Here is a 12,219-nt window from a genome sequence, read left to right as displayed (position 1 = left end):
CTTGATTCAATGAAACCAGCCCATCGGCACCGTCACCAGCTGCGGAAACAGCACCATCAGGAAAAGCACCACCAGCTGCGCGATCAGGAACGGCAGCACGCCCGTCATCACCTTTTCGAATGGCAGGCGCGCGACGCCGCACACCACATTCAGCACCGTGCCGACAGGCGGGGTGATAAGGCCGATGGAATTGTTGATAATGAACAGCACGCCGAAATAGACCGGATCGATGCCTGCCTCCTTGATAATCGGCATCAGCACCGGCGTCAGGATCAGGATCGTCGGGGTCATGTCCATCGCCATGCCGACGAGAACGACCATCAGCATGATGGCAAGCAGCAGAAGCGTCTGGTTATCCATCAGGGGCCGTACCAGATCGGCGAGTTCGCCCGGCACATCGGCAACGGTTATCATCCAGGCCGAAACGCTGGCGCTGGCAACGAGGAACATCACCACGGCTGTCGTCTTCGCCGCGTCCACCATCGCCGGATAGAGCCGTGACAGCGGCAGTTCCCGGTAGATCACGGTTGCGACGAACAGCGAATAGACGGCGGCGACCACGCCCGCTTCCGTCGGCGTGAACACACCGAAGCGAAGGCCGACAATGATGATGACCGGCAGCATCAGGGCCCAGATACTGTCGAGGAACGCCCGCATCCGCGCACCGGGCGCGGCCTTCTTCGGCAGGTCGAACTGTTCGCGGCGGGCAAGGATGAACCATGTCACGCACAGCGCCACGGCAATCATCAGGCCGGGAAAAATACCAGCCAGAAACAGCTTGGTGATCGAAACGCCGCCGACCACGCCAAACAGGATGAAGCCGATGGATGGCGGGATGATCGGCGCGATGATCGAGGCCGAGGCGATCAGCCCGGCGGCGCGGCCCGGCTCATGTCCGGCATTGCGCATCATCGGAAACAGCAATGCGCCGAGCGCCGCCGCATCGGCGACCGCCGAACCCGAAAGGCTTGCAATCACGCAGGCCGCGAAGATGGCCACGAAACCGAGACCGCCGCGCACATGGCCTACCATGACCAGCGCCAGATTGACGATGCGGCGCGAAAGGCCGCCCGCATTCATGATTTCCCCGGCAAGCAGGAAGAACGGGACGGCCATCAGCGGAAAACTGTCCGCGCCGTTCAGCACGTTCTGCGCCACGATCTGAGCGTCGAACAGATCCATATACATCATCAGCGCCGCGCCGCTGATGATGAGCGCGAAGGCCACCGGGACGCCGAGCGCCATCGGAACCAGAAGAGCGGCAAGAAAGATGAGCAAGGTCATTGTCGGCGCGCCCTATTTGCGATCTTCATCGGTCGGGACGGGCGTGACATGCTCCTCGCTGTCCGTCACGAAATGCGTGCTGGCGACATCGATCCGCCCGGTCGCGATGCCGAAGCCGTTCCACGCGATGATGAGGAGCGCGGGCACGGCAAAGGCCAGCCCCGCGCCGTAAAACCAGCCCATCGACATGCCCGTCGCAGGGGCCAGCGTCGGGATATTGATGAGGGTCTGCGTCCAGCTTCCAGAAAGAACCAGCCAGGTCGCGCCGAACATCATGATGTGGCCTGCGACCAGCGCAATGCGCGCGCCCGCAGGCGACAGGCGGCGCACCAAAGAATCCACCCCCAGATGCGCATGGTCGCGCATGGCGACGACCGCGCCCAGAAAGGTAAGCCAGACGAAGAAGATGCGCGACAGCTCTTCCGAAACTGTTATGCCCTGATTGAAGGCGTAGCGCAGCACCACATTGCCGAACACGAGCACGACCATGCAGCCAAGAAGGCAGGCAATGGCGAACCGCGCCGCCGTAAAATAGAAATCGACTAAAGCTTTCACGTTCCTCCTCCTGGCCTCCTCCGGGCCTCCTTCGGCCCTCCTTTGGGCGCATCGCTTGCGGACCGCTGTCCCTTTTCGGGTTTCGAAAGAAAGCAGCGCCGCATCCTTGCAGGATGCCCATGCATCCGGCGGCGACTATACTTTCCCGCTGTCCGCGTCGGCCATCGCAACTAAAGGCGTGTCAGAAATCCGTCCGGTTCCCGGCAGTGCCCTGTCGCAAGCTGCAATCCGCCCCTCCTCGGTCCTCCCACCTCGGAACGGAATGCATGATCGGCTGCGCTGTTTCCCTAAAATGTACTAACTGGTTAGGATGTCAACGGGTTCTGTTTAAACAAACGCATGAAAACCCTTCATTGCGCGGCTGTCACGAATGTTCCATCTGGTTCAAAATTGCAGGTTTCTGTGCGCAACGCAGGCTGGAGCGGTTCCTGTTAAAACGGAATAGCCGGAACCGCTCCAAGCATTTGTCTTTGACGCGCATCTTTTCCGAAAGAGAATCAGCCGCCGTTCACCAGCGCCAGGATCAGCTGGTGGACATTGCCGCCATTGCCCATCTCCACCCGGTCGAAGGAGCGGCCTTGCGCGCGCTGCACGTCGACCATATCGGTGATTTCCTTGATCAGCACCTTGCGGATCTTCTGGCATTTCGGATCGTCTGGAACCGACAGGCCCACGGTCCGGCGCACGATCTCGCGCGTCATGTCCTTGGCGTGGTCGCCATGCACAAGCTCATGCTGGCGAATGCCTTCATAGAAGGTTTCCCAATGCTCCTTCACCGGCGAGGTCAGCTTCTGCGCGGGCTTCGGCAGCGTATAGGTGATCTTCAGTTTGGGCGTGGCCGACAGGATCGTGCAGGCATTGTTGGAGCGGTCGAACTGCCGGTCCCAGGTCAGCACATAGCTGGTATGGGCGATGACGCGGGTTTTGCCGCCGCCGATCTTCGGGCCGCGCTCGCCGATGGATTCATAAAGTTCCGGGCCGGTTTTCCCGGCGATGGCATAGAACTTGATTTCCTCGACGGGCTTCCAGTTGTCTTCGGCAAGCGCGGGTGCCGCCGCCAGAATTCCAGATAATGCGAGTGCTGCCGCTTTTCTCACGCTTGCCCCGTTGCATCGATTTGCCGGATGATTTGCGCGCAAGCTACAATATCGGCAGGCGATGCGTAAGCGGTCCTGCAGCAAAAAGCCCGCCCCGGTTTCCCGGCGCGGGCCTTTTCGGATCACGATAACGATCTTACTTTTCGATGGTGCGGTTCCAGCGGCTGTTGAGCTGCTGGCGGCCTTCGTTGACTGCATCCCAGTCGAGCGTCTTGGCAGTTTTCATGTAACCGTTGAAGGCGTCGAGCTTGGCCTGTGCTTCCGGCGAACCGGCCTTCGCCTTCTGGTTCGACGGGATGACGTTGCCATGGTCGAGCGCCTTGCTCTGCGCATCGGCGGAAAGCAGATAATGCGCAAGCTTCTGGCTCAGCTCCGGCTCGCTGTTGCCTGCGAGCACGCATTCGGTCACGGCGAGGACCACGGAACCTTCCTTGGGCTGCGCATATTCAACCGGAATGCCCTTGTCCTTCAGATTGTTGACGCCGGTTGGCGTCAGCGGGAAGATCGCCGCTTCGCCGGTCTGCACCATTTCCGAAATCTTGGCCGAGGACGGGATGAATTCCAGAACGTTTTTGCCGATCATGTCGGGGAACTTCTCGAAGCCCGGCTCGAGGTTCTTGTCGTCGCCACCCTGAATGCGGTTGAACATCAGGAAGGCATGCAGGCCGAAAGTCGAGGCGGAAGCCGACTGGAACACGACGGCATTCGCATATTTTTCGTCGGCGAAATCCATCCACGAAGTCGGGGCGGCCCAGCCCTTTTCGTCGAAAAGCTTCTTGTTATAGGCAATGCCGGTCATGCCCATATCGACGCCGATGGCCATGTCGTCCTTGAGGCGCGCGGCAGGCTGGATGTCGGCCAGAACCGGATCGTCGGAGATTTTCTGGCACAGGCCCGCATTGATCGCGCGCACCATGACGCCGTCGTCGAGCAGCATGACGTGCATCTGCGGATTGTCTTTCTGCGCGGTCGCCTTGGCGAGAATATCCGCCGAGGTGCCCGGCACGACAACGACCTTGACGTCATTGGCCTTTTCAAATTCCGGCAGGACATGCTCGGTATAGGCCTTCTCCATATTGCCGCCATTCATGCCGATATAGAGCGTCTTGGTTTCAGCCGATGCGGCCGAAGCGAAGGCTGCCGACAGGCCGAGCGCCAACAGGGCGGTTTTGGTGATGTACTTCATGCTACTCCCCTTTGTGGTTTGAGTTCATATCGAACCGGTCGATGCGGAAGGCATCGATCGGCGTTTCCGTCTCGCCCTTCACGGCGAGATCGCAAAGAATGGCGCCCACAGCCGGGCCGGTCTGGAAACCGGCGCCGCAAAAGCCGAAGGCGTGAAAGAGATTGTCGACCCGGCTGCTTGGCCCGATGACCGGATTGTCGTCCGGCATTTCCGATTCAGTGCCAGACCAGAAGCGGATAACCTGGGCATTTTTCAGATGCGGGAACAGTTCGATGGCGCGCAGCATCACGGATGAGGCGGCATTGACCGAAGGCCGCGAGAAGTCCGGGTTTTCAAGCGGCGCGCCGCGCCCGCCGCCCATGACATAGTTGCCGCGCGTGACCTGACGGCCATAGAAACCGCCGCCCTCTTCGCCAAGGCTCATCGGCAGGCGAAACGGCATCGGCTCGGTAACGACCATCGAGGGATAGATGCGCTGGAGCGGCACCGGCTCGCCGAAAGAGGCTGCGAACCGGTCCGACCAGGCACCGGCGCAGTTGAACAGCAGGCGCGAGCGGATTTCGATCGTGTCACTCGCGGAGCCACCGCCTGCCAGAATGGCAAAGCCGTCGCCGGTCTCTCGCGCTTCAATGACCGGCGTGTTTTCCAGCACCGTTGCCCCCGCCGCCAGTGCCGCGCGGGCAAAGGCAGGCGCAACCAGACGCGGATTGGCATGGCCATCCTCCGCGCAGAGCGAAGCGCCCGCCACATCGCCCGGCAACCATGGAAAACGGTCGCGGATCGCATTGCCGCCGATCAGCTCGACATCCAGCCCGAGCGGCCTGACCTTCGCGGCATAGGCTTCAAGGCTTGCGAAATGCGCTTCCGTGCGGGCAAGCTTCAAATGGCCGCTGCGGACATATTCGCCGTCGATGCCGATGAGTTCCGGCAGGCGCGCCCACAATTCATGCGACCGTTGTGCAAGCGGCAATTGTTCCGGCGCGCGGCCCTGCCTGCGCACGCCGCCATAATTGACGCCGCTTGCCTGCGCACCGCAAAAGCCCTTGTCGAGCAGAATGACCGACAGGCCGGCCCGGCGCATGAAAAGCGCTGCCGAGCCGCCAACGATCCCGCCCCCGATAATGACCGCATCGGCCTGAAGACGCCTTGTCATGACGAAGCGCCCTCCCTGGCCCGAGCGCCGAACCCGAGCGGGATCGGCTTGACCGGCGCCTGAGCGCGGATGCGACCTGCTTCGGCGGGCGTCTTGTCCTGCACCGACGCCAGAAGTTCCGCCGCCGCTGCCGTGCACATGCGGCCCTGGCAACGGCCCATGCCCACGCGGGTGAGCGCCTTCAGCCGGTTGATCTCGCGCACATCACCTTGACGGATCGCGGCCTGCGCGTCGCGCAGCGCGATTTCCTCGCAACGGCAGAGCGTGACGTCGCCAGCAATCGTGTCGAACCAGTCGCGCGGGAACGGAAAGGCTTTTTCGACGATCAGGCGCTCGCGATAGATATGATCAAGCCTCGCGAGAAGAGTGCGTTCAGTACCTTCGTAAAACGGCAGGCCCCGATCACGCAGCAAGGCGATCGCGGCCAGTTGTCCGCGAATTTCGGCGGCATCGGCACCGGCGATGCCTGCACCGTCGCCCGCCACATAGACGCCGATGCGGCTTGTGCGGCCAAGCCTGTCGGCAGCCGGGAGCCATGCGCGGTCGCGTTCTTCAAAGCGGAAATCACAACCGGCGAGATCGGCAAGCTGGGTTTCGGGACGCAAGGCAAAACCATAAGCCAGCGCATCGCACTCCACCTCGCGCACACGCCCGGCCGAGCGAAAGCGAATGCCATCGACATGCCCCTCGCCCAGCACCTCGTCGGGCCGCACATTGTAATGGATCGGCACGCCGCCAAGCTTCAGGCGCAGGACGTAATAAGCGCCGAGCGCCACGATGCGCGGCGCATAAAATGCCAGATGCGCCAGATGGAATTTGGATGCGAAAGGCGCTGTGTCCAGCACCGCCACAACCTTCGCCCCGGCATGATGATATTGCCAGGCCACCAGATAAAGCAGCGGGCCCGACCCCATGAACACCACGCGTTCACCGACCGTGCAGCCTTGCGCCTTGAGCGCCGTCTGCGATGCGCCGAGCGTATAGACGCCGGGCCTGGTCCAGCCTTTGAACGGCAGAACCCGGTCGGTCGCGCCGGTGGCCAGAATGAGATGGCTGTAGGGCCACTGGCCGTGAACGCCGTCGGTCAGCAGGTCGAGCCGGTCGGTTTCCCCGCGCGAAATGTTCCAGACCAGCGTTTCCGGGCGGTAGTCGATTGCGCCGCGCAATGCGTCGAAGCTCTTGTGCAGCGCTTCGGCCTTGTGCGCTTCCGAACCATAGCGGCTGCGATAGCTGCGCCCGTCATCGAGCGGCGGGCGGCGATAGATCTGCCCACCGGAACGGAACCCCTCGTCGAGCACGATGGGCCGGAGACCCGCCTTGACCAGCGTTTCGGCGGCGCGAACACCCGCCGGACCTGCGCCAACGATAACCGGATCGAGCACCGCACTCATTTCGCAGGCTCCGTGACAAAGGCCATGCCGTCTTCCAGAAGCGTGGTACAGGCGCGAAGCCTGTAACCTTCGTCCGTCATGACGTGGCAATCCTGACACGCGCCGATGAGGCAGAAGCCCGCGCGCGGCTCGCCGGTGAACTCGGTATGACGCAACTTGCCCTGCACCGACAGAATGGCGGTCAGCACGGTATCGCCGCGACGACCCTCGAAGCGCACGCCGTCGAGCGAGAAACTGACCGGCTGTTCGGCCAGCCGATACCGTCTGCGGAACTGAGCCGCCGAAGAAGAAACCGGGATCGTCATGGTCTGCCTGCTCAGCCCTTGCCCACCAGCAGCCGGTCGAGACCGAACATACGATCGATGATAATCATGGTTGCGGTGGCGACGAGGATCATCAGGGCTGAAACGGCGGCCATCATCGGGTCGATGGATTCGCTGGCATACATATACATGCGCACCGGCAGCGTGACCGTGGATGGCGAGGTGACGAAGATCGACATGGTGAGTTCGTCGAACGAGTTGATGAAGGCAAGCAGCCAGCCGCCGGACAGGCCCGGCAGGAGCAATGGCAGGGTGACGCGGCGGAACACCGTCCATTCGCCTGCACCGAGGGTGCGGGCCGCGTTTTCCGCATTGCGGTCCATGCTGCCGAGCGAAGCGAGGATCAGGCGCAGCGCATAGGGCGTGACGACGATGGAATGCGCCGCGACCAGCCAGACGAAGGAGCCGGTAAAGCCCATCAGCGAGAACAGGCGCAGGAACGCGACGCCCAGAACCAGATGGGGAATGATGAGCGGCGACAGGAAAAGCGCGTTCAGCGCATCGCGGCCACGGAAATTATACTGCGCGATCGCCAGTCCCGAAGGCACGGCCAGAAGCGTGGAAATCGTTGCCGAGAAGAAGGCGAGCTGCACGCTGTTATAGAAGGATGCCATGAAATCATTATGCGCGAACACGGCCTCGAACCAGCGCAGCGACAGGCCCGCATTGGGGCCGCTCCACGGCATGGTCAGCGTGTTTTCAGGCGTGAAGGCCACAAGGCACACCACGACCATCGGCGCCAGCATGAAGATGACGATCAGCGTGTGGAAGAAAAGGGCGAAAGGACCGTTCTTCGTCATGGCTCTATCCCAGCTTCTTCTTGGCCTGCCCTTCGAGCAGACGGTTATAGGCGATCATGATCACCAGATTGGCGACCAGAACGATGATGGCGATGGCGGCGCCGAGCGGCCAGTTCAGTTCGATCAGGAACTCGTCATAGACGACGGTTGCCGCCATCTTGAGACGACGCCCGCCAAGGAGGCCCGGAATGGCAAAGGAGCTGGCCGAAAGCGCAAACACGATGAGGCTGCCCGAAAGGATGCCAAGGACGGCCTGCGGAAACACCACGCGGCGAAGTGCCGTCAGGCGCGATGCGCCGAGCGTCAGCGCTGCGGCTTCCACCGCCGGATCGAGCTTTTGCAGCACGGTCCAGACAGGGATCACCATGAATGGCAGCATGATGTGCACCAGGCCGATGACAATCGCCGTTTCGCTGTAGAGGATTTGCGTCGTCGGCAGGCCCACCATGTCGAGCGCGCTGTTCACGAGGCCATTGCGGCCCAGCAGCATGCTCCAGCCGAATGTGCGCACCACGACCGAAACCAGAAGCGGGCCGATGATGACCAGCAGGAAGATCGAGCGCCATGGCTTGCGCATGTTGGAGAGAATATAGGCTTCCGGCACGCCGACCAGCACCGTGATGACGGTGGTGATCAGCGCCAGCTTCAGCGTGCGCCAGAAGATTGAGAGGTAATAGGGGTCTTTCAGGACCTGCACATAATTGGCAAGCGTGTAGACGTTCTCGATGCCCTTGTCATAGCTGTAGCTGTTGAAGGACAGCAGCACGGTAAGGCCGAGCGGCAGCAGCACCAGCGCGAAGAACAGAAGCGTCGACGGCCCGACCAGAAAAAGCGGCGTCAGGTCGCGCTGCCCCTTGGGCGCGGCGGATATATCCTGTGAGGTGACGGCCGACATGCTCAGTTCACCCCTGCGGTGAGGATGCGGCAATCCTCGTGGTTCCAGCTGAGGCCGACCGATGTGCCTTCGGATGGCGGCGGGTTGCCGAGATTGGGAAGCGCGACCGAAAGCTGGCCGGCAGGCGTCGTCACGCCGAGCAGCCACTGCGCGCCCATGAAGTAGCGTGTCGTTACTTCACCGGCGATATGTCCCTCGCCCGCTGCAACGAGCTGCACCTTTTCAGGGCGGATGAAGACGGAAAGCTCGCCAGAGACCTGCTTGCCATTGGCGGGGAAGCGGATCGCGGTTTTGGTCAGCGCGATCATGTCGCCCTCGGCGCGTGCCTTGAGGAAGTTCGACTTGCCGACGAAATTGGAAATGAAGTGGTTATGCGGATGCTCATAGAGCTTGTAGGGTGCGTCGACCTGCGTGATGACGCCCTTTTCCATGACCACGATGCGGTCGCTGATCGACAGCGCTTCGGCCTGGTCATGCGTCACCATGATGGTGGTGATGCCGACTGTGCGCTGGATGCGGCGCAGCTCGAACTGCATTTCCTCGCGCAGCTGCGCATCGAGATTGGAAAGCGGTTCGTCGAGCAGCAGGACCGGCGGATTGATGACCAGCGCGCGGGCAATCGCCACGCGCTGGCGCTGGCCACCCGACATTTCGCGCGGATAACGGTCGGCAAGCGCGCCCAGATGCACCAGCTCCAGCACGTCGCGCACGCGCTTTTCGCGTTCCGCCTTCGGCACATTGCGCATTTCGAGGCCGAAGCTCACATTCTGCGCCACCGTCATATGCGGAAACAGCGCATAGCTCTGGAAGACGACGCCAAGCTCGCGTTTGGCGGGGGCAAGGCGCGTGATCTCGCGCCCGTCGAGCGTGATCGCGCCCGCCGTCGGCGTCACCAGGCCGGCGATCATCTGCAAGGTCGTGGTTTTGCCGCAGCCGGAAGGGCCGAGAAGCGAAATGAACTCGCCCTTTTCAATCGCCAAGTTGAAATTGTCGACAGCCGCGAACTTGCCGTAGTGGCGGGAAATTCCGGACAGGGTCAAAAAGCTCATTGCATCTCCCTCTCGGCATGACTTCCGCGGCATATGCGGGGGAGCGGAAGCGCCGTGATGTTGTCTCACGTCGCCTCTTCGTCGGGCTGGCTGGCGGGAGCGGCTTGACCGCGCTTGAAGCGCTGATCCGGCTTGTCCGTTTGAACGCATGACCGTCCGGCCGCTTACGCAGCGCAGCGTTCCCCTTGATTACAAGCAAAACCGCCGATCCGCTTGAGGGCACTTCTCCAACGCCTTGCCGGACCTTCCCATTGGCGACGGTTTTAGATGGCGGAAAAATCCGCAGGAATGCAAATTATAATTTTCAAATCCGGAAGAAATTATATATTTCTTTCAAAATGCAGAATTTGGAAGCAATTTTATGGATGATATATCTGAGAATCCGAAATCCGGCGCCGCGCTTAACTCAAGTCTGGTGAAGGCGATCCATATCCTGAAGGGTCTGGCCGCCAGCACGGATGACGGCGTACGGCTCATCGATCTGGCGCGCGACCTCGAACTCAGCCAGCCATCGACGCACCGCCTGCTGAAGACGCTGATCGCGGAAAACCTTGTCGAGCAGCTTCCCGACAAGAAGGCCTATCGCCTGTCGCTGGAGTTTTTTGCGATGGCGGCGCAGGCGCGCCAGCGTGACGGCATACTGAGCATTGCCCGCCCGTCGCTGCTGCGCCTTTCGACCACGTTCAACGATACGGTCTTCCTGCTGGTGCGCAGCAATTTCGACGCGGTCTGCCTCGACCGCGTGGAAGGGCCGTTTCCGATCCGCTCCTTTACCGGCGACATCGGCGGCAAGGTGCCGCTCGGCATCGGTCAGGGGAGCCTTGCCATCCTCGCCTTCCTGCCGGAAGAAGAACGCGAGGCGATCATCCGCTTCAACATGCCCCGCATTCTGGACAAGTCGGCGGTGGACGAGGTCGATTTGCGCATCATGATCGCGGAAGTGCGCGAAACGGGCGCATCCACTTTCAATTTCAACATGATCGACGGCATGGCGGGCCTCGGCGTCCCCATTCTCAACCGCGACGGCGAGGCGGTGGCAGCGCTCAGCATCGGCACGCTTGCCGCGCGCCTGACCGAGAAGCGGCAGGAGACAGTGACCGAACTTCTGCGCAAGGAAGCAGCCATCATCTCGCAACGGCTCAATCCGTTCGACCCGACCCTGCGGCACCCAAATCAGGCTTTGTTGAAATAAACGAAAGCTTTATGAGCATTGTGCGCAACAGACCGGCTTTGTCCACAGCGGGCAAAAAGTTTGGCGATTGACTCGCAACCGCCGTCAGCGTTTGATCGCTGGCAGGGTGTGGAGGTTCTGTGGGCGGAGGGCAAATATCCAAAGCAGAAAATCCATCTCCATAACGCTACAATATTGGAGTTCTGTTGTGATCAAATCCACCAGACGGGGAATAATCCACCTTGCCTTTGCCCTTGCTGCATCGACGGCGATGGGCACCTTCGCCACCACGGCGGCTCAGGCACAGGACAAGATCCTGCTCATCATCAATGGCGCGCTTGGCGACAAGTCGTTCTTCGACAGCGCCGCCAAGGGCATGAAGATGATCAAGGACAAATATGGCGACGACGTCGAGACCAAGATTCTCGAAATCGGCGACGATCCGACCAAGTGGGAGCCGGTGTTCCTCGATGCGTCCGAACAGGACTGGGACCTGATCATCGGCGGCACCTACCAGATGTCGGAAACCGTCGGCTCGGTCGCCCAGCAATATCCGGACAAGAAATACATCCTCTACGATGCAAGCGTGCCTTATGAAGAGGGCGGCTATGACAATGTCTATTCCATCCAGTACAAGCAGAACGAAGGTTCCTATCTCGGCGGCATGCTGGCGGCGTCTCTGCTGAAGGAAGGCAAGCTCGGCGATACCGGCAAGAACCTTGGCTTCCTCGGCGGCATGGACATTCCGGTCATCAACGACTTCCTCGTCGGCTATATCGCCGGCGCGCAGGCCATCCAGCCCGATGCCAAGATCGCCATCTCCTATGCCGGTTCCTTCATGGATGCCGCAAAGGGCAAGGAACTCGGCCTCGCGCAATATCGTTCCGGCGTTTCGCTCGGCTTCGTCGTCGCCTCGCAGACCGGCCTCGGCCAGCTTTCCGCTGCCAAGGAAACCGGCAAATATGTTCTCGGCGTCGATTCCGATCAGGAAGCGATCTTCAAGGACAGCGATCCGGCCATCGCCAAGCAGGTCGTCAGTTCCGTCCTGAAGAATGTCGATGTCAGCCTGCTGCAAGCCTATGAACGCTTCAAGGCCGGCGACCTGCCGTTCGGCAAGGCGGAAGCGCTCGGCCTCAAGGAAGGTGCTGTCGGCATCGTGCAGGATGGCAACATGGCTTCCATGGCCACGCAGGAAATGAAGGACGCCATCAAGAAGGCTTCCGACGAGATTTCCGAGGGCAAGATCACGGTTCCGACCGCATTCGGCATGAGCACCGAGGATCTCAACGCGATCCGCAACAAGGTTCGTCCCTGA

Annotated in this window: 12 protein-coding genes; 2 read left to right on the top strand and 10 right to left on the bottom strand. The window is 61.2% G+C overall.

The window, feature by feature from the left end; genetic code table 11:
- Positions 1-6: 6 nt before the first annotated feature.
- The 10 genes from ABWW28_RS20150 to ABWW28_RS20105 form a co-directional block, all read right to left on the bottom strand.
- The gene (locus tag ABWW28_RS20150) at positions 7-1,284 is read right to left on the bottom strand and encodes a TRAP transporter large permease subunit (protein WP_100649202.1); all 1,278 of its coding nucleotides are present in this window, start codon (positions 1,282-1,284) and stop codon (positions 7-9) included.
- A gap of 12 nt (positions 1,285-1,296) precedes the next feature.
- Positions 1,297-1,839 carry a TRAP transporter small permease gene (locus ABWW28_RS20145; protein WP_006470782.1) on the bottom strand — a complete coding sequence of 181 codons (543 nt, stop codon included), beginning with the start codon at positions 1,837-1,839 and terminating at the stop codon, positions 1,297-1,299.
- Positions 1,840-2,336: 497 nt separating this feature from the next.
- Positions 2,337-2,936 (bottom strand): DUF922 domain-containing Zn-dependent protease, encoded by a 600-nt coding sequence (locus ABWW28_RS20140; RefSeq protein WP_113342396.1) that lies wholly within the window; start codon positions 2,934-2,936, stop codon positions 2,337-2,339.
- Positions 2,937-3,072: 136 nt separating this feature from the next.
- A complete protein-coding gene (locus ABWW28_RS20135) occupies positions 3,073-4,122 on the bottom strand; it encodes an ABC transporter substrate-binding protein (protein ID WP_021588279.1) in 1,050 nt (349 codons plus the stop codon).
- A gap of 1 nt (position 4,123) precedes the next feature.
- Positions 4,124-5,275, bottom strand: coding sequence for an NAD(P)/FAD-dependent oxidoreductase (locus ABWW28_RS20130; RefSeq protein WP_113342397.1), 1,152 nt, complete (start codon positions 5,273-5,275; stop codon positions 4,124-4,126).
- Entirely contained in the window at positions 5,272-6,666 is a 1,395-nt protein-coding gene (locus ABWW28_RS20125) for an FAD/NAD(P)-dependent oxidoreductase (protein ID WP_113342398.1), read from the bottom strand. The genes ABWW28_RS20130 and ABWW28_RS20125 overlap by 4 nt, the downstream gene beginning before the upstream one ends.
- On the bottom strand, positions 6,663-6,971 hold the full coding sequence (locus ABWW28_RS20120; RefSeq protein ID WP_006469571.1) for a (2Fe-2S)-binding protein: 309 nt from the start codon (positions 6,969-6,971) through the stop codon (positions 6,663-6,665). The genes ABWW28_RS20125 and ABWW28_RS20120 overlap by 4 nt, the downstream gene beginning before the upstream one ends.
- Positions 6,972-6,982: 11 nt before the next feature.
- Complete coding sequence (locus tag ABWW28_RS20115; protein ID WP_006469572.1) at positions 6,983-7,789, bottom strand: ABC transporter permease; 807 nt, start codon at positions 7,787-7,789, stop codon at positions 6,983-6,985.
- Between the two features lie 4 nt (positions 7,790-7,793).
- Positions 7,794-8,684: an ABC transporter permease gene (locus ABWW28_RS20110; RefSeq protein WP_021588283.1), complete on the bottom strand. Its 891-nt coding sequence runs from the start codon at positions 8,682-8,684 to the stop codon at positions 7,794-7,796.
- A 2-nt stretch (positions 8,685-8,686) separates the two neighbouring features.
- Entirely contained in the window at positions 8,687-9,733 is a 1,047-nt protein-coding gene (locus tag ABWW28_RS20105; protein ID WP_113342399.1) for an ABC transporter ATP-binding protein, read from the bottom strand.
- Between the two features lie 361 nt (positions 9,734-10,094).
- On the opposite strand from ABWW28_RS20105, the gene ABWW28_RS20100 reads away from it, so the two are divergent.
- Positions 10,095-10,925 carry an IclR family transcriptional regulator gene (locus ABWW28_RS20100; protein WP_006469575.1) on the top strand — a complete coding sequence of 277 codons (831 nt, stop codon included), beginning with the start codon at positions 10,095-10,097 and terminating at the stop codon, positions 10,923-10,925.
- A gap of 187 nt (positions 10,926-11,112) precedes the next feature.
- Positions 11,113-12,219 carry a BMP family ABC transporter substrate-binding protein gene (locus tag ABWW28_RS20095; protein WP_006470777.1) on the top strand — a complete coding sequence of 369 codons (1,107 nt, stop codon included), beginning with the start codon at positions 11,113-11,115 and terminating at the stop codon, positions 12,217-12,219.

It is taken from the genome of Brucella sp. NBRC 14130 (genome assembly GCF_040371715.1).
In the GTDB taxonomy this organism is placed as follows: Bacteria; Pseudomonadota; Alphaproteobacteria; order Rhizobiales; family Rhizobiaceae; genus Brucella; species Brucella intermedia.
The sequence above is the reverse complement of the archived record's forward strand: the minus strand, read 5'-3'. Positions and strand labels throughout refer to the sequence as shown.

What these genes read in the sequence shown, in the direction of transcription:
- ABWW28_RS20110 (WP_021588283.1), bottom strand. Translation starts at nt 8,684, where the DNA reads ATGTCGGCCGTCACCTCACAGGATATATCCGCCGCGCCCAAGGGGCAG.
- ABWW28_RS20105 (WP_113342399.1), bottom strand. Translation starts at nt 9,733, where the DNA reads ATGAGCTTTTTGACCCTGTCCGGAATTTCCCGCCACTACGGCAAGTTC.
- ABWW28_RS20130 (WP_113342397.1), bottom strand. Translation starts at nt 5,275, where the DNA reads ATGACAAGGCGTCTTCAGGCCGATGCGGTCATTATCGGGGGCGGGATC.
- ABWW28_RS20135 (WP_021588279.1), bottom strand. Translation starts at nt 4,122, where the DNA reads ATGAAGTACATCACCAAAACCGCCCTGTTGGCGCTCGGCCTGTCGGCA.
- ABWW28_RS20125 (WP_113342398.1), bottom strand. Translation starts at nt 6,666, where the DNA reads ATGAGTGCGGTGCTCGATCCGGTTATCGTTGGCGCAGGTCCGGCGGGT.
- ABWW28_RS20150 (WP_100649202.1), bottom strand. Translation starts at nt 1,284, where the DNA reads ATGACCTTGCTCATCTTTCTTGCCGCTCTTCTGGTTCCGATGGCGCTC.
- ABWW28_RS20100 (WP_006469575.1), top strand. Translation starts at nt 10,095, where the DNA reads ATGGATGATATATCTGAGAATCCGAAATCCGGCGCCGCGCTTAACTCA.
- ABWW28_RS20115 (WP_006469572.1), bottom strand. Translation starts at nt 7,789, where the DNA reads ATGACGAAGAACGGTCCTTTCGCCCTTTTCTTCCACACGCTGATCGTC.
- ABWW28_RS20120 (WP_006469571.1), bottom strand. Translation starts at nt 6,971, where the DNA reads ATGACGATCCCGGTTTCTTCTTCGGCGGCTCAGTTCCGCAGACGGTAT.